Origin of the sequence: Nocardioides sambongensis (assembly GCF_006494815.1) — a bacterium.
Taxonomy (GTDB): Bacteria; Actinomycetota; Actinomycetes; order Propionibacteriales; family Nocardioidaceae; genus Nocardioides; species Nocardioides sambongensis.
Map to the genome: position 1 here is coordinate 1,161,351 of NZ_CP041091.1, position 15,371 is coordinate 1,176,721.

The following is a 15,371-nucleotide window of genomic DNA, read 5'->3' on the forward strand; positions in this document are numbered from 1 at the left end:
AGGTCCCCGTTGTCCGACCACCCGGCGGCCGACCACCCGGCGGCCGACGACGCGTTGGCGCAGAGCGCACCCGCCGAACACAGCACTCCGCACCCGCTCGGGCGGGTGGTGATGGTGATGCCGACCTTCAACGAGGCCGACAACCTGACGTGGATCGTCGAGCGTCTGCTGCACGCGCAACCCGCGGTCGAGGTCCTGGTCGTCGACGACAGCTCTCCGGACGGGACGGGTCGGATCGCCGATGACCTCGCGGAGCGCGACCCCCGGGTGCACGTGCTCCACCGGACCGCCAAGGGCGGGCTGGGCGCCGCCTACCTCGCCGGCTTCGCCTGGGCCCTCGAGGAGGGCTTCGACGTGATCGGGGAGATGGACGCGGACGGCTCCCATCAGCCCGAGCAGCTGCACAGGCTGCTGGCGGCCCTCGGCGAGGCCGACCTGGTCATCGGCTCCCGGTGGATCCCGGGCGGCTCCGTGGTCAACTGGCCGCTGCAGCGCGAGCTGCTCAGCCGGGGCGGCAACCTCTACGTCCGGCTGCTGCTCGGCATCGACGTCAAGGACGCGACCGCCGGGTTCCGGGTCTACCGGCGCACCACCCTGGAGAAGATCGGCCTCGAGGAGGTGCGCTCGACCGGCTACGTCTTCCAGACCGATCTCGTCTCCCGCACCCTGCACGCCGGCCTCACCGTGCGTGAGGTGCCGATCGAGTTCGTCGAGCGGGTGCGCGGCGCCTCCAAGATGAGCGGTCAGGTCGCTGTCGAGTCGCTCCAGCGGATCACCGCCTGGGGCCTGCGCGACCGGTGGCAGCAGTTGCGACGCCGCCGATGAACCGCACCAACGCCCGTCGGCGGGTGGCACTCGTGCTCTTCGTCGTCTTCATCGTCGTCCCGCTGACCGAGCTCTACGTCCTGATCCAGGTCGGCGGGCTGATCGGGATCTGGCCGACGATCGCCCTGCTCGTCCTGGACAGCGTGATCGGTGCCTGGCTGATGCGCCGCGAGGGCGCGCGGGCGTGGCGTGCCATGCGGGAGCGGCTGGACACCGGCCGGATGCCGGGCCGGGAGCTCGCGGGCGGCGTACTGGTCGTGATGGGGGGCGCGCTGATGCTCAGCCCGGGCTTCGTCACCGACGCCTTCGGCATCCTGCTCGTGCTGCCGGTCACCCGGCCGATCTTCCGGCGCCTGCTGATGGCCTACGCGGCCGGGCGGGTGATGGTGACCGTCAACGGCACCCCGTCCGGGCCCCGCGGTCGGGGTCCGGACGGCACTCACCCCGGAGCCGCAGGGGATGCGGTGGTCCGGGGTGAGGTCATCGACGACGGTCAGTGACCGCGTCGGTCGGTCCGCGGGGACCTTTCTGCTGATCAGGTGCGGGCGGGCTTGCGCTTCTTGCTCGGCCGGTGCAGGTGCGCCGGACCGATCTCGCCGCCCCGGAGCAGCTCCAGGCGTTCGGTGAGGATCTCCTCGAGCTCCTTCTCCGAACGGCGCTCGAGCAGCATGTCCCAGTGGGTCCGCTGAGGCTTGTCGGCCTTCTCCTCCCGCTGGATGCCGGAGGTGCTCTCGGCCTCGACTCCGCAGCGCGGGCACTCCCACACCGCCGGGACCTCGGCCTCGACCGACATCGTGATCTCGAACTCGTGTCCCTGTGCGCAGCGGTAACCGACCTGCTGGCGGGCCGCGAACTCGATACCGCGCTCGTCCTCGAAGGACTGGCCACCCAAGCGGGCGCCTCGCAACGTACGTTCGGCCATCTCTACCTCCAAGCCCCGACAATGAGAGCAGGGGACCCGTCGTCGGGGGATCTCCCCGATCGGCTGAGGACGAGTCTCCTCATCTGTACAACGCTACCCAGTGCTCAAAGGTTGCAATCGGGACGTAGGTCACGTAATCGGCGACCGGTCGCCGCGCTCACCCGCCCTGCGTGGTGTCGACGCCCGGCGCCGTGTCGCGAGCCGGCTTCACCAAGGTGACCAACAGGGTGAGGCCGAGCAGCACCACGGCGATGATGCCGAGGATGCCGAAGTACTCCGCGTCGTCGGTGTCGCTCACCCCGGTGACCTGCGCACCGATCCAGATCGCGCCCGCGAACGCCGCCGGCGCCATGAAGCTGACCGCCCGTCCGGTGGTGGCGTAGAGCCCGAAGACCTGGCCCTCCTTGCCGGGCGGGATCAGTCGCCACAGGTAGGACCGCGACGCGGACTGGGCGGGCCCGACGAAGATGCACAGCAGCAGGCCGAAGGCCCAGAAGACGCCGGTCCCGCCGTCGTGCAGGAAGAAGATGACCACACCGGCGACCACCATCGACACCAGGGAGATCACGATCACCCGCTTCGCGCCCAGTGCGTCGTCGAGGAAGCCGAACCCGATGGTGGCCAGGCCGGCCACCACGTTGGCCGCGATGCCGAAGATGATCACGCCACCGTCGGTGAAGCCGAAGACGTTGGCCGCGATCACCGCGCCGAAGGTGAAGACGCCGGCCAGACCGTCGCGGAAGACGGCAGAGGCGATCAGGAACCACACGGTGCTGCGGTCGGTACGCCACAGGTCGCCGATCGACGCGAACAGCAGCCGGTACGACGCCCCGACGCCCACCCGCGTCCGCTCACCCCGGGCGGGCCGGTCGCCGTCGCGCAGCGTGCGCAGGACCGGGATCGAGAAGACCAGGGTCCAGAGCGCACAGAGCAGCATGGTGACCCGGACGTCCATCGCGTCCTCGTCGGTGACGCCGAAGAGTCCGACGTCCGGCGAGATCAGGCCGAAGTAGACGATCAGCAGCAGCACGATGCCACCGAGGTAGCCGAGGCCCCACCCGAGACCGGACACCCGGCCGACGGTCGCCGGGGTGGAGACGTCGGTGAGCATCGCGTTGTAGTTCACCGAGGCGAACTCGAAGAACACGTTGCCGGCGGCCAGGAGCAGCAGCCCGAGCCAGAGGTAGGACTCCGAGGGCTGCACGAAGAACATGCCCGCCGAGGCCAGGATGACGAGGAAGGTGTTCACCCCCAGCCAGAAGCCACGCCGGCCCGAGCGGTCCGCCCGCTGGCCGGTCAGCGGCGCGAACAGGGCGACCAGCACGCCGGCGCCGGCCAGTGCCCAGCCCAGCTTGGAGGAGGCGCCGTCGCCGAAGTCGTCGGAGGTGATGTAGACGCTGAAGACGAACGTGGTGATCACCGCGTTGAACGCGGCCGACCCCCAGTCCCACAGACCCCACGCGTAGACCGGCCAGCCGAACCGCTCCCGCCGTGGTGGCGGGTCGCTCAACTCCGCGATCCCCGCCGGATCGTCCGGCGAATAGGCAGCCGCCCCACCGGTCCCGGTGGGCTGCTCGTCGTCGCTCATCTGTCCCCTCCCCGTGGCGACCACCATTGGCCGCGCGTCGTGAGCACATCCTTGAGCAGATCGGTGCGGTCGGTGAAGAGGCCATCCACGCCGAGATCGAGAAGCTCGTGCATCTGTGCCGGATCGTCGACCGTCCACACGTGCACCTGCACCCCGTTCGCGTGGGCGCGGCGGATCAGGCCGGCCGTCACCACCCGCAGCGGGCCGCGGCGGGCCGGCAGCTGGAGGGCGGCGCAGCGACGGCTGGTGAGCCGCCTGGCGATGCCGGCGGTGGGGGAGAGGCGATACGCCAGGATCTCCCACGGGTGCGCCGCGGTCGGGACCGCGGCCGCGGTCCGTCGGCGGAACTCACGGATCCGTCGGATCGAGAACGACCCGACCAGCACCCGGTCGGCCAGGTCGTGGGCGGCGACGTACCGGGCCAGTGCGTCGGCGGCCCGTTCGCTCTTGAGGTCGATGTTGAACCGGGCGTGCGGGAACGCCTCGACCAGCTCACCGAGCGTCGGGATCGGCTCGCGTCCGGCGATCCGCAGCCGGCGGATCTGTGCGAGCGTCAGGTCGCCCACGGCGCCGGTGCCGTCGGTGACCCGGTCCACCACGTCGTCGTGGAACGCCAGCAGCGCGCCGTCCCGGGTGACGTGGACGTCGGTCTCCAGGTAGTCGTAGCCGAGGTCCCAGGCGTGCTGGAACGCGGTCAGCGTGTTCTCCAGGCCGTCGATCTCGGGATGGGTGGCGCCGCCACGGTGGGCGAAGGCCAGCACCCGGCCCGCGGGCAGGTACATCCGGGGCGTCCGCGTGCTCAGATGTCGCGGAACGTCTCGATGTCGGCGCCCAACGAGCTCAGCCGGGCCGCGAGGTCCTCGTAGCCGCGGTGGATCACGTAGGTGCCGCGCAGCACGGAGGTCCCCTTGCTGGCCAGCATCGCCAGCAGCACCACGACCGCCGGCCGCAGGGCGGGCGGGCACATCAGCTCCGCACCCGTCCACGAGGTCGGCCCCTCGATCATCACCCGGTGCGGGTCGAGCAGGGTGACCCGGCCGCCGAGCTTGTTGAGCTCGGTCAGGTAGATCGCCCGGTTGTCGTAGACCCAGTCGTGCAGGTGCGTCGACCCGTCGGCCACCGCCGCGATCACGGCGAAGAACGGCAGGTTGTCGATGTTGAGCCCGGGGAACGGCATCGGATGGATCTTGTCGCGCGGCGCCACCATGTCCGAGGGGAGCGTGCGGAGGTCGACGAGCCGGGTCCGTCCGTTCGCCGCGAGGTACTCCTCGCTCAGCTCGTAGCGGAAGCCCATCTCCTCGAGCACCGCGAGCTCGATCTCGAGGAACTCGATGGGTGCGCGCCGGACGGTGATCTCGGAGCGGGTGACGATGGCCGCCGCGATCAGCGACATCGCCTCGATCGGGTCCTCGCTCGGGGCGTAGTCGACGTCGACGTCGATCTCATCGACACCGGTCACCCGCAGCGTGGTGGTGCCGATGCCCTCGACGTTCACGCCGAGCGCCTGCAGGTAGAAGCAGAGGTCCTGGACCATGTAGTTCGACGACGCGTTGCGGATCGTGGTGACACCGGGATGCAGCGCCGCTGCCATCAGCGCGTTCTCGGTGACCGTGTCACCGCGCTCGGTGAGCACGATCGCGCGCTCCGGCACGATCGCCCGGTTGACCTGGCCGTGGTACCACCCGTCGGTCGCCTTGACCTCGAGGCCGAACGGACGCAGCGCGGCCATGTGGGGCTCCACGGTGCGGGTGCCGAGGTTGCAGCCACCCGCGTAGGGGAGCTCGAACGAGTCGGCGCGGTGCAGCAGCGGTCCGAGGAACATCAGCACCGAACGGGTACGCCGCGCCGCCTCCTCATCGATGTCGGTGAGGTCGAGCTCGCGGGGCGGAACGATCTCGAGGTCGTTGTCGTCGTTCATCCAACGGGTCTGCACTCCGAGGCTGGAGAGCACCTCTAGCAGGCGGTTGACCTCCTCGATGCGGGCGACCTTGCGCAGCGTCGTACGTCCCCGGTTGAGCAGCGAGGCGCAGAGCAGCGCCACGCCGGCGTTCTTCGAGGTCTTGACGTCGATCTCGCCGCGCAACGTGGTCGGACCCTTCACCCGCAGGTGCGTGGGACCGGCGCCGAGCGCGACGATCTCGGAGTCGAGCGCCGAGCCGATCCGGGCCAGCATCTCCAGGGAGAGGTTCTGGTGCCCCTTCTCGATCCGGTTCACTGCGCTCTGACTGGTACTCAGCCGGTCGGCGAGCTGGGCCTGGGTGAGCCCGCGGTGCTTGCGTGCATCGCGGATCAGGTTGCCGATCCGGCCCTTGTAGTCCGGTGAACCCTCCGAGTACGCGTTCATGCGACGACGGTAACTCACATATGAGATACCGCAACATCGCGAGGGTCCGGCGTGTCGCAAGGTCGGGGACGACCCGGGCGCGGGGACCACCCCCAGCCTGCCAGGATGTGCCCATGCGCGCCACCACCATCCATGCAGCCGGCGACATCCGCGTCACCGACGTCCCGGACCCGGTCCTCAAACGGTCCACCGACGCGATCGTCCGGGTCACCGCCGGGTGCATCTGCGGATCCGACCTGTGGCCCTACCGCGGAGAGAATCCGATCAAGGCGGGCGCGACGATCGGTCACGAGTGCATCGGGGTGGTCGAGGAGGTCGGCACCGACGTCGCCACGGTCCGCCCGGGGGACTTCGTGGTCGTACCGTTCTGCCACTGCGACAACACCTGCGCCCACTGCCGTGCCGGGATGCAGTCGGCCTGCGACCACCTCGGGATGACCACCAGCGGCCAGGCGGAGCTCGCCAGGGTCAACCAGGCCGACGGGAGCCTGGTCGTGCTGCCGGAGGCGCCGTCGCCGGACCTGGTCGCCTCCGTGCTGACGCTCTCCGACGTGATGCCGACCGGCTGGCACGCGGCGGTCTCCTCGGGTCTGCGGGCCGGCGGCACCGCCGTCGTGGTCGGTGACGGCGCGGTGGGGCTCTGCGGCGTCCTGGCCGCTGTGACCATGGGCGCCGAGAAGGTGATCGCGATGTCGCGGCACGCCTCCCGCCAAGAGGTCGCCACGGCCTTCGGCGCCACCCACATCGTCGCCGAGCGTGGTGCGGACGGCGTCGCCGCGGTCCGCGAGATCACCGAGGGCGTCGGCGCCGACGCCGTGCTGGAGTGCGTCGGCACCCATGCTGCGATGGAGACCGCGATCGAGGTCGCCCGTCCCGGCGGCGGCGTGGGATTCGTCGGGGTGCCCCACGGCGTGGAGGTGCCCATCGGGACGCTGTTCTCCCGCAACGTAGGACTCCGCGGCGGGATGGCTCCGGTCCGCCGCTACCTGCCCGAGCTGCTCGAGCTGGTGCTGCAGCGCAGGATCGACCCCGGCAAGGTCTTCGACCTGACCCTCCCGCTCGACCAGGCGGCCGAGGGCTACCGCGCGATGGACGAGCGGCGCGCGATCAAGGTGTTGCTGCAGCCCTGAGCTGGAGCCCGAGCGTCCCGTCCGGGGTGGTGAGGGTCAGGGTGCCGTCGGAGACCGCGAAGACGGGGGAGGAGTCGATCACCTCGGTGATCTGCTGCTCGGTCGCCGCATCCGCCGGACGGCAGCCCTTGAGGGTCATCTGGACCGGACCGGTCTCCCAGGTGTCACCGACGACGCTCAGGCTCGCGGACCCGGTGTTGCAGCCGGTGTCGATCAGCACCTGACCGTCCTCGACCACCAGGGTGGCGGCATAGTCGCTGCTCCCGCTGCCCGACGCCACCCCGCCCCGCTCGGCGGTCAGTGACTCCAGCTGCCAGGTGCCGAGCATCTCCGCGGCGGCTCGGTCGGCCGTCTGGTCGGCCTGGACCTCGGGCAGCTCGAGGCGGTCGTCACCGGAGGTCAGCACCAGGACGTCCTCGTCCAGCTCGATCGCGGGCTCGGAGGCGAGGAACCCGCCGAGCCACTCCTCGAGCGCCATCAGGCCCTGTCCGCAGGCCATCTTCGTGCTGCTCAGCTGCGCGACGCGCAGCGCGCCGTCGATGATCTCGGCGGTGCCGCCGATCGCGTTGCACCCGCCGTCGACGGAGATCCGGTCACCCTCGACGGCGACCTGCACCGACGGCCGGTCCGTGCTGTCGAGCCGGGCGGACTCCACCGCCCCGTCGGCACCGTCCGCGGCGAACGTGCGGCCGTCCAGGTCGGACAGCTCGAGGTCGGCAGCTCCGGCCCCGTGGGGTCCTCAGCGCTCTCCGCACTCCCACAGGCGGCGAGTGGCAGCAGCGCGACCGTTGCGGCCAACGCGCCGAGGGAACGGGTGATGGTCTTGTTCATGGCGACACCTCCGCGGATCGGACGGAGCGGGCGCGTTCCGGGTTCCGGATCCGGACGAGGGGATTTCCCGCCCGCACTCCGCGAGCATCGTGGCGCACCCGGCCGGACCTCAGTGCGCCGGGCTGTGCTCCTGCCGCGCACGGGCCCGCTGGTCCGACCGTCCGGCCAGGTAGACCAGGGCGAAGAGGCCGCCGAACGCAGCCACCGCGGCGAGCACCAGCAGGACCATGACGAGCAACGTGATCTCCATGGGCGCAGACTCTGACATGATCTGCGTCACATTGCACCCATCTGTCCGCGCCGTCGTGTCGCGGGTGGCGTCGCGTGCGGGTAGGGCGTGCGGGTAGGGCGGGTGGTCTGGGCGGCGTGATCTGGGCGGCGTCACACCGGGCCGCCGCCGTACGTCATCGAGATGAGCGCCGCGACCCGACCATCGCGTCGGCGGTGCTCGCTAGCCTGAACCCCCTCACCGGACGGAGAACCGATGATCAGCAGCGGCGCCAGCCACACCGCGGACGAGCACGACCTGATCAGGGTCCGCGGCGCGCGGGAGAACAACCTCACCGGGATCGACCTGGACATCCCGAAGCGGCGCCTCACCGTCTTCACCGGCGTGTCCGGCTCCGGAAAGAGCTCGTTGGTCTTCGGCACTGTCGCCGCCGAGTCCCAGCGCCTGATCAACGAGACGTACTCGACGTTCGTGCAGGGCTTCATGCCGCAGCTCGCCCGTCCCGAGGTCGACCGCCTCGAGGGGATCACCACCGCCATCGTCGTCGACCAGGAGCGGATGACCGCCAATGCCCGGTCCACGGTGGGCACGGTCACCGATGCCAACGCGATGCTGCGCACCCTGTTCAGCCGGGTCGGCCAGCCCTACATCGGGCCGCCGACCGCCTTCTCGTTCAACGTGCCGACCCGCAAGGCAAGCGGCGTGATGCAGACCGAGAAGGCCGGCGGCAAGGTCGAGAAGAACGTGGTCCGCCAGGCCGTCTACCTCGGTGGCATGTGTGCGGAGTGCGAAGGGCGTGGCACCGTGTCCGACCTCGACCTCAGCCAGATCGTGGACGAGTCCCGGTCGCTGGTGGAGGGCGCGATCCTGGTCCCCGGCTACACCGCCGACGGATGGATGGTGGCTCCCTACAAGCAGGTCGTGCCGGCCGACATCCCCGTCGGGGAGTTCACGCCCGAGCAGCGCGAGGCCCTGCTGTACGCCGAGCCGCGGAAGGTGAAGGTGGAGAAGATCAACGTCACCTACGAGGGCCTGATCCCCAAGATCCGCAAGTCGATGTTCAGCAAGGACGTCGACTCGCTCCAGCCGCACATCCGTGCCTTCGTGGAGCGCGCCGCGGTGTTCGGCCCGTGCCCGGCGTGCGACGGCACCCGACTCAACGCGTCGGCGCTCTCCTCGACCGTGAACGGGAAGAACATCGCGGAGGTCTGCACGATGCAGATCACCGACCTGGTCGGGTGGCTGCGCCAGGTGGACCTGCCCGAGGTGAAGCCCCTGCTGGACAACCTGCTGCACCTCTTCGACGCCTTCGTCGAGATCGGTCTCGGCTACCTCTCGCTGGACCGCCCCTCGGGCACCCTCTCGGGCGGGGAGGCGCAGCGCACCAAGATGATCCGCCACCTCGGGTCGGCGCTCACCGACGTCACCTACGTCTTCGACGAGCCGACCGTCGGACTGCACCCGCACGACATCGAGCGGATGAACGACCTGCTGCGCGAGCTGCGCGACAAGGGCAACACCGTGCTCGTGGTCGAGCACAAGCCGGAGACGATCGCCATCGCCGACCACGTGGTCGACCTCGGCCCCGGTGCCGGCACCGACGGCGGAGCGGTCTGCTTCGAGGGCACCCTGGAGGGCCTGCGGGCCGCCGACACGTTGACGGGTCGCCATCTGGGTTACAAGGCGTCGCTGAAGGAGTCGACCCGTTCGTCGGACGGGGTGCTCGAGATCCGGGGAGCCGGCACCCACAACCTCCGCGACGTCGACGTCGACATCCCGCTCGGGGTGCTGACCGTGGTCACCGGCGTGGCGGGCTCCGGCAAGAGCTCGTTGATCCACGGTTCGGTCGCCGGGCGCGAGGGAGTCGTCCTGGTCGACCAAGGTGCGATCAAGGGCTCGCGGCGGTCCAACCCCGCGACCTACACCGGCCTGCTGGAGCCGATCCGCAAGGCGTTCGCGAAGGCCAACGGGGTCAAGCCGGCGCTGTTCAGCGCGAACTCCGCAGGCGCCTGCGAGACGTGCAACGGCAACGGCATGGTCTACACCGAGCTGGGGTTCATGGAGACGGTCGCCACCGTCTGCGAGGAGTGCGGCGGCAACCGGTTCCAGGCCTCGGTGCTGGAGCTCACCTACGCCGAGCGCAACATCGCCGAGGTGCTGGCGATGTCGGTGGCGCAGGCGGCCGCGTTCTTCGGTGACGGCGAGGCGAAGCTGCCCGCCGCCCACAAGATCCTGCAGCGCCTGGTGGACGTCGGCCTCGGCTACCTGAAGATCGGGCAGCCCCTGACCACCCTCTCCGGGGGCGAGCGTCAGCGCCTCAAGCTCGCGGTCCACATGGGGGAGAAGGGTGAGGTCTACGTGCTCGACGAGCCGACCACGGGCCTGCACCTGGCCGACGTCGACAACCTGCTGCGCCTGCTCGACCGGCTGGTCGACAGTGGCAAGTCGGTGATCGTGATCGAGCACCACCAGGCCGTGATGGCCCACGCCGACTGGATCATCGACATCGGCCCGGGCGCCGGTCACGACGGCGGCACGATCGTCTTCGAGGGCCCGCCGAGCGACCTGGTGGCCGGACGATCCACCGTCACCGGCGAGCACCTCGCCGACTACGTCGGCGGCTGACGAGCAGCCGTGGTCGGCGAGGTGCGCTGTGCCGCGTAGTGGCGGTAGAGGAAGTAGGCGGCCACAGCGTTGAGCAGGTGCCAGACAGCGTGACCCTGCAGCAGTGAGTCGGGGTCGCACATGCCGTGCTGGTCGGCCAGCCAGATCCCGAACGCCACCACCATCGTCACGGCCGCCGCGCCGGCCCACCGCGCACCCTGCCGGTCGCGGCGGGCCAGGACGACCTCACCGGCGATCGCCACCACCAGGAGCACGCCGAACGCCAGGTTGCCGGCGAACCGGACGACGGGGACCTCACCGGCCACGGCGCCGACCAGTTCGCAGGCGAGCACCAGGACCGCTGCCAGGGGCAGCAGCAGTCGCGGACGTCGCGCCAGACGAACCAGGGCCCAGGCGGCGGCGAAGGAGGCGATCAGATACATGCTGAGCAGGTCCAGGTGCCCACCGGCGACCGACTGGGTCGCATGCATCGCGGCACTTCCGGGCCCGAGCAGGGTCACGATCACCGCGTAGGACGTGGCCGCCCCCACGCCCAGCACCCAGCCCCGGACCGGTGTGCGGTGGGACACCGCGACACCGATCGCGACCCCGGCGATCACGAAACCCAGGTTGGAGAACGTGTTCGCCGGCTGCTTGACCGCCCCGGGCCGGGCCGCCTCGCAGAAGGTGGCACCGCGCCCGGCATCCGGGCCGAGCCAGCCGGCCGCCACGGCCGCGGCGAGCAGCAGGCACGACCCGAGTGCGACGGCGATCGTCACCACCTGCGGCGTCCTGGTCATCAGGGCAGCGTCCTCATCTGGGCAGTGTCGCGCACGGGCGCGGACGGGAACGGACGGGAACGGGTCCTCAGCGGCCGAGCACCACCAGCTCGCCGGTGGCGCGGGTCATCGCGACGTAGCGGTCGACCGCACCCTCGATGCCCTCACCGAACCGGTGCGGGTCGACCAGGACCACCAGGTCGAACTCGAGGCCCTTCACGTGTGCGGGGGAGAGCGACCGGATCCGCGGGGTGTCGGCGCGGCCGGGAACGCCGATCACGCAAGCGGTGCCGTCGTGCTGCTGCGTCCGCCAGCTCTCGAGCACCGCGTCGAGGTCCTCGGTCGCCCCGAACCGGACCGGCACCCCGTCCCGAACCGAGGTCGGCACGTTGGCGTCCGGCAGAGCCGCTCGGATCACCGGCTCGGCGACGTCCATCACCTGCCGCGGGGTGCGGTAGTTGACCGTCAGCGACGCCAGCTCGACCCGGTCCAGGCCGGCCGCGGCCAGCCGCTCCTGCCAGCTGCGCTCGAAACCGTGACGGGCCTGTGCGCGGTCGCCGACCACGGTGAAGCTCCGGCTCGGGCACCGCTGCAGCAGCATCTGCCACTCCGCGTCGGTGAGCTCCTGGGCCTCGTCGACCACCACGTGCGCGAACGGGCCCGCGAGCAGATCCGGATCGGTCCGCTCGTCGGCCGCGTGGTCGACCAGGGCGCCTTGCAGGTCCGCACCCCGCAGCATCGACATCAGCGCCATCTCCGAGTCGTCGGTCGCGATCAGGTGGTCCACGACCCGGTCCATCTCCTCACGCTCGGCTCGTCGGCGGGACTCGTCCCGCCGACGGCGGCGGACCTGATCGGGATCGCCGAGACGGAGGCGTGCCGCATCGAGCACCGGTAGGTCCGCACGGGTCCAGGCGTGCGGGTCGGGTCGCTGCAGTCGTCGTACCTCGTCGGGGGAGAGGGTGGGGGCGCAGCGGCGCAGGTAGGCGGGCACCGAGTAGAGATCGCCGACCAGATCGGTGGGCTCCAACAGCGGCCACGCCCCGCCGATCGCGTCCCGGAGGCCCTCGTCCTGCTCCAGCGCGCGCCGGACCAGGGCGGGGGAGACCTCCGGCCGCTCGACGGTCCCAGGGCCGGTGCCGAGCGCCGCGGCGTGCTTGTCGACCAGGATCTCCATCAGCGCCTCCCACACCTGCTGGCGGGCGGGGTTGTGCGCAGCATCCGGATCGGGTGCGTTGAACGCCTCCGCCCAGTCCTCGGCGCTGAGCCACAGCTCCGCCCAGGGCGTCTCCACCAGCATCCCGGTCCGCGGCGGCTCCTCGTAGAGGGCCACCGCCGGCTCGACCGCCTGCGCCAGCGTCGCCGAGGCCTTCAACCGGGCGACCTCGGCATCGATCTCCTCGGGTACGTCGGCTCCCTGCGGCACCAGGTCGCGCAGCGTGCAGGTCGCCACGCCCTCCTCGCCGAGGCTGGGCAGGACGTCGGCGACATAGGCCAGGTACGGCGCGTGCGGGCCGACGAACAGCACGCCGCCGCGGCCGGTCCCGAGGCGGGGGTCGTTGTAGAGCAGGTAGGCGGCCCGGTGGAGGGCCACCACGGTCTTGCCGGTGCCCGGCCCGCCGTCGACCACCAGCGTGCCGCGCGACGACGCGCGGATGATGGCGTCCTGGTCGGACTGGATGGTCCCCAGCACGTCGCGCATCCGGCTCGACCGGGACGCCGCGAGGCTGGCGATGAAGGCGGACTGGTCGTCGAGTGCCACCCCGGCGGCGAGGGCGGCGTCGGTGAAGGCCTCGTCCCAGTAGTCGGTGATCCTGCCCTTGGACCACCGGAACCGGCGACGGCTGGCCAGGCCCATCGGGTTGGCATGGGTGGCGCCGAAGAAGGGCTCCGCAGCGGGTGAGCGCCAGTCGACGAGCAGCCGGCGACCGTCCGGTGCCGCGAGCCCGAGGCGACCGATGTAGACCGGGGCGGCGTCCTCGTCGACCACCATCCGGCCCAGGCAGAGGTCACGCCCGTAGCGGCGCAGCATCCGCAGCCGCCCGGTCAGCCGGTGGATCTCCTGGTCGCGCTGGAGGGCCTGCTCCCCGCTCGTACCGGGGGAGCGCCGCAGGTCGTCGAGCTCGGCGAGGACGGCCTCGGTGGTGCTGGACAGCGTGGCTCCGATCTCGGCGAGGTGCCGGTCGTCCTCGTCGATCAGAGCGGAGGCGGACTTGGCGGAGAGGTGGTCGGGCAGGGCGAAGGCGCTGGCGGCGGTGGTCACGAGAGGCTCCGTGGCGACGAGGGGCGGACGGCGGTGGGCGACATCGGTGAGGGTCGGCGATACGGGTCGGAGCCGGGATTCTGCCTCCCTCCGGGGCCTTGCCGCAAGCCCCCGGACGGCTATAAGTTGGTAGTGGCGGGAGGTCGGAACCCGCCGTGACGGACGGGACGAGGTCGATGAGTCGGGACGTCCAGATCACCATCGACGCCGCGGATCCGCGGTCGTTGTCGATCTTCTGGTGCGCGGTGCTGGGCTACCTGCATCCGGCCCCTCCTGGCGTCGAGATCGATCCGGGCACCGATGCGCTCGAGGCCTGGGACCGGTTCCTGGTCGAGGCCGGCGTCCCGGAGCACCTGCGCAACAGCCGCTCCGCGATCGAGGACCCGGACGGTTCCGGCCCGCGGGTCTTCTTCCAGCAGGTGCCCGAGCAGAAGTCCGGCAAGAACCGGGTCCACCTCGACGTGCGGGCGGCGCCCGGGCTGCTCGGCAGCGAGCGGATGAGTGCGCTGGAGTCGGAGTGCGCCCGTCTGGTCGCGCTCGGCGCCTCTCGGGTCGAGCGGCACGATCCGGCCCCTCCGCTGCAGCCCGGTCACATCGTGATGCGCGATCCCGAGGGCAACGAGTTCTGCCTGGACTGACCGCGTGGGCCTCTACCGGGCCGTGGCTCCGGGGACAACCGGCCGTCCACCCTCCAAGCGGCATGGCGCGCCGGCGGGCGAGCGGCTAAGTTGCTTCGCCGTGGTTGATCTGTTCCGGCCGCACGCCACCGGCGTCCGGACAGGTGGGGGACCCACAGCGTCGCCGACGGCTGTCGGCACACCCGTCCGCGTCGATCTCGAGGAGACCACTCGTGCAGTGGGGCAGAAGCGCGCCGGCCGACCACCGGCCCCTGATCACGGCGGTGCTCTCCTTCACGAGCGCCCAGCTCTCGTTCGACGGCCGCATCGAGACGATCCGGACCGAGCAGCCCGCGCGCCTGCGCGAGCTGGTGATGGCTCGGGTCCACGAGCTGGCGGACGAGGCCGGGGTCCCGGTGCGACTGGCGCTGACCGACGCGCACGGGCAGGCCTCCCTCAGCATTGCTCCGGTCTCACCGTCGGCCGCTGCGCCTGCGGACTCCGCAGCCCCGGACTCCGCAGCCCCGGCCGACGGTCGGTCCGCACCGGGCGCGCGAGCCGATCGTCGACGCCGGTTGCTCCCCGTCCTGGTGACGGCCGGCTCGCTCAGCATCGTCGTGGCGGTGGTCGGAGTCGTTCTCGTCATCAGCCAGGACCAGGGGGATGCGGCGGCCACGGTCGACACCCCGGCTCCGCTGCCCGCGAGTCGTCGGCTTCCACCGGCGCAGAGCGACCTGGTCGAGCTGCGCGAGCTGGTGATACCGGTGCCGCGGACGGTCGCCCAGGTGAGCGCCACCGGCGGAGCGAACGTGCTCGACCTGGCGATCACGGCGGCCCGTCCCGCCACTCTGGAGGTGACCGTGGTCGGTCCCGGGGACGTGGTGCTGATGCAACGGAGGCTCCGGGTCGGACCGCAGGGGCGCACCGTGGCGCTCGCCGACCTCGGGGCGGGGGAGTACCGCTGGCGCGTCGTACCGGAGCGTGGGCCGGTGCGCGAGGGCACCGCGACCGTGACAGCACCGGAGCCCGTTCCGACGACAGAGCAAGTGCCGACCGCACCACCCGATCCCGTCGAGACCCCCGCCGAGATCCCCGATGCGCCCGCCGACGCAGGCGACGACGGCTCGGGCGGGACGGGCAAGCGTGACCACAGCGACGACGAGGGCTCGCTGATCGGCGGCACCGGACCGATCGACCCCGATGCGTGAGACCCCGATGCGTCAGACCCCGATGCGTCGG

At 71.2% G+C, this 15,371-nt stretch carries 14 protein-coding genes; 6 read left to right on the top strand and 8 right to left on the bottom strand.

The window, feature by feature from the left end; all coding sequences use genetic code 11:
- Positions 1-9: 9 nt before the first annotated feature.
- Together FIV43_RS05410 and FIV43_RS05415 are read left to right on the top strand one after the other, a co-directional pair.
- The gene (locus tag FIV43_RS05410) at positions 10-825 is read left to right on the top strand and encodes a polyprenol monophosphomannose synthase (RefSeq protein WP_456237756.1); all 816 of its coding nucleotides are present in this window, start codon (positions 10-12) and stop codon (positions 823-825) included.
- Positions 822-1,325, top strand: coding sequence for an FxsA family protein (locus FIV43_RS05415; RefSeq protein WP_141013310.1), 504 nt, complete (start codon positions 822-824; stop codon positions 1,323-1,325). Before FIV43_RS05410 ends, FIV43_RS05415 begins: the two co-directional genes overlap by 4 nt.
- A 35-nt stretch (positions 1,326-1,360) precedes the next feature.
- Here FIV43_RS05415 and FIV43_RS05420 read toward each other — a convergent pair whose 3' ends face one another.
- The 4 genes from FIV43_RS05420 to FIV43_RS05435 all read right to left on the bottom strand — a co-directional run bounded on the left by FIV43_RS05420 (position 1,361) and on the right by FIV43_RS05435 (position 5,679).
- Positions 1,361-1,747, bottom strand: a complete 387-nt coding sequence (locus FIV43_RS05420; RefSeq protein ID WP_141013311.1) for an RNA polymerase-binding protein RbpA — start codon at positions 1,745-1,747, stop codon at positions 1,361-1,363.
- Between the two features lie 157 nt (positions 1,748-1,904).
- Positions 1,905-3,335 carry an MFS transporter gene (locus FIV43_RS05425; RefSeq protein WP_141013312.1) on the bottom strand — a complete coding sequence of 477 codons (1,431 nt, stop codon included), beginning with the start codon at positions 3,333-3,335 and terminating at the stop codon, positions 1,905-1,907.
- On the bottom strand, positions 3,332-4,117 hold the full coding sequence (locus tag FIV43_RS05430; RefSeq protein ID WP_141013313.1) for a glycerophosphodiester phosphodiesterase: 786 nt from the start codon (positions 4,115-4,117) through the stop codon (positions 3,332-3,334). Before FIV43_RS05430 ends, FIV43_RS05425 begins: the two co-directional genes overlap by 4 nt.
- 17 nt (positions 4,118-4,134) lie before the next feature.
- Entirely contained in the window at positions 4,135-5,679 is a 1,545-nt protein-coding gene (locus FIV43_RS05435; RefSeq protein WP_141013314.1) for a UDP-N-acetylglucosamine 1-carboxyvinyltransferase, read from the bottom strand.
- A gap of 113 nt (positions 5,680-5,792) precedes the next feature.
- Here FIV43_RS05435 and FIV43_RS05440 point away from each other — a divergent pair, with 113 nt between their 5' ends.
- A complete protein-coding gene (locus FIV43_RS05440; RefSeq protein WP_141013315.1) occupies positions 5,793-6,809 on the top strand; it encodes a zinc-dependent alcohol dehydrogenase family protein in 1,017 nt (338 codons plus the stop codon).
- Here FIV43_RS05440 and FIV43_RS05445 read toward each other — a convergent pair.
- Complete coding sequence (locus tag FIV43_RS05445) at positions 6,787-7,464, bottom strand: META domain-containing protein (protein WP_141013316.1); 678 nt, start codon at positions 7,462-7,464, stop codon at positions 6,787-6,789. The genes FIV43_RS05440 and FIV43_RS05445 overlap by 23 nt on opposite strands.
- A gap of 285 nt (positions 7,465-7,749) precedes the next feature.
- Positions 7,750-7,890 carry a hypothetical protein gene (locus FIV43_RS20860; protein WP_181407688.1) on the bottom strand — a complete coding sequence of 47 codons (141 nt, stop codon included), beginning with the start codon at positions 7,888-7,890 and terminating at the stop codon, positions 7,750-7,752.
- 234 nt (positions 7,891-8,124) lie between these two features.
- Between FIV43_RS20860 and FIV43_RS05450 the strand changes: the two genes are divergently transcribed.
- The gene (locus FIV43_RS05450; protein ID WP_141013317.1) at positions 8,125-10,494 is read left to right on the top strand and encodes an ATP-binding cassette domain-containing protein; all 2,370 of its coding nucleotides are present in this window, start codon (positions 8,125-8,127) and stop codon (positions 10,492-10,494) included.
- Here FIV43_RS05450 and FIV43_RS05455 read toward each other — a convergent pair.
- Both FIV43_RS05455 and helR read right to left on the bottom strand, forming a co-directional pair.
- Positions 10,479-11,273 (bottom strand): ceramidase domain-containing protein, encoded by a 795-nt coding sequence (locus FIV43_RS05455; RefSeq protein ID WP_141013318.1) that lies wholly within the window; start codon positions 11,271-11,273, stop codon positions 10,479-10,481. The two genes, FIV43_RS05450 and FIV43_RS05455, sit on opposite strands and share 16 nt — an antisense overlap.
- A 67-nt stretch (positions 11,274-11,340) precedes the next feature.
- The gene (gene helR, locus FIV43_RS05460) at positions 11,341-13,515 is read right to left on the bottom strand and encodes an RNA polymerase recycling motor ATPase HelR (protein ID WP_141013319.1); all 2,175 of its coding nucleotides are present in this window, start codon (positions 13,513-13,515) and stop codon (positions 11,341-11,343) included.
- A gap of 176 nt (positions 13,516-13,691) precedes the next feature.
- Between helR and FIV43_RS05465 the strand changes: the two genes are divergently transcribed.
- Entirely contained in the window at positions 13,692-14,153 is a 462-nt protein-coding gene (locus tag FIV43_RS05465; protein WP_141013320.1) for a VOC family protein, read from the top strand.
- Between the two features lie 212 nt (positions 14,154-14,365).
- The gene (locus FIV43_RS05470; RefSeq protein WP_141013321.1) at positions 14,366-15,340 is read left to right on the top strand and encodes a hypothetical protein; all 975 of its coding nucleotides are present in this window, start codon (positions 14,366-14,368) and stop codon (positions 15,338-15,340) included.
- Positions 15,341-15,371: the final 31 nt, after the last annotated feature.

Coding starts and splice junctions, on each gene's coding strand:
- FIV43_RS05415 (WP_141013310.1), top strand. CDS start 822: ATGAACCGCACCAACGCCCGTCGGCGGGTGGCACTCGTGCTCTTCGTC.
- FIV43_RS05420 (WP_141013311.1), bottom strand. CDS start 1,747: ATGGCCGAACGTACGTTGCGAGGCGCCCGCTTGGGTGGCCAGTCCTTC.
- FIV43_RS05425 (WP_141013312.1), bottom strand. CDS start 3,335: ATGAGCGACGACGAGCAGCCCACCGGGACCGGTGGGGCGGCTGCCTAT.
- FIV43_RS05430 (WP_141013313.1), bottom strand. CDS start 4,117: ATGTACCTGCCCGCGGGCCGGGTGCTGGCCTTCGCCCACCGTGGCGGC.
- FIV43_RS05435 (WP_141013314.1), bottom strand. CDS start 5,679: ATGAACGCGTACTCGGAGGGTTCACCGGACTACAAGGGCCGGATCGGC.
- FIV43_RS05440 (WP_141013315.1), top strand. CDS start 5,793: ATGCGCGCCACCACCATCCATGCAGCCGGCGACATCCGCGTCACCGAC.
- FIV43_RS20860 (WP_181407688.1), bottom strand. CDS start 7,890: ATGGAGATCACGTTGCTCGTCATGGTCCTGCTGGTGCTCGCCGCGGTG.
- FIV43_RS05450 (WP_141013317.1), top strand. CDS start 8,125: ATGATCAGCAGCGGCGCCAGCCACACCGCGGACGAGCACGACCTGATC.
- FIV43_RS05455 (WP_141013318.1), bottom strand. CDS start 11,273: ATGACCAGGACGCCGCAGGTGGTGACGATCGCCGTCGCACTCGGGTCG.
- FIV43_RS05465 (WP_141013320.1), top strand. CDS start 13,692: ATGAGTCGGGACGTCCAGATCACCATCGACGCCGCGGATCCGCGGTCG.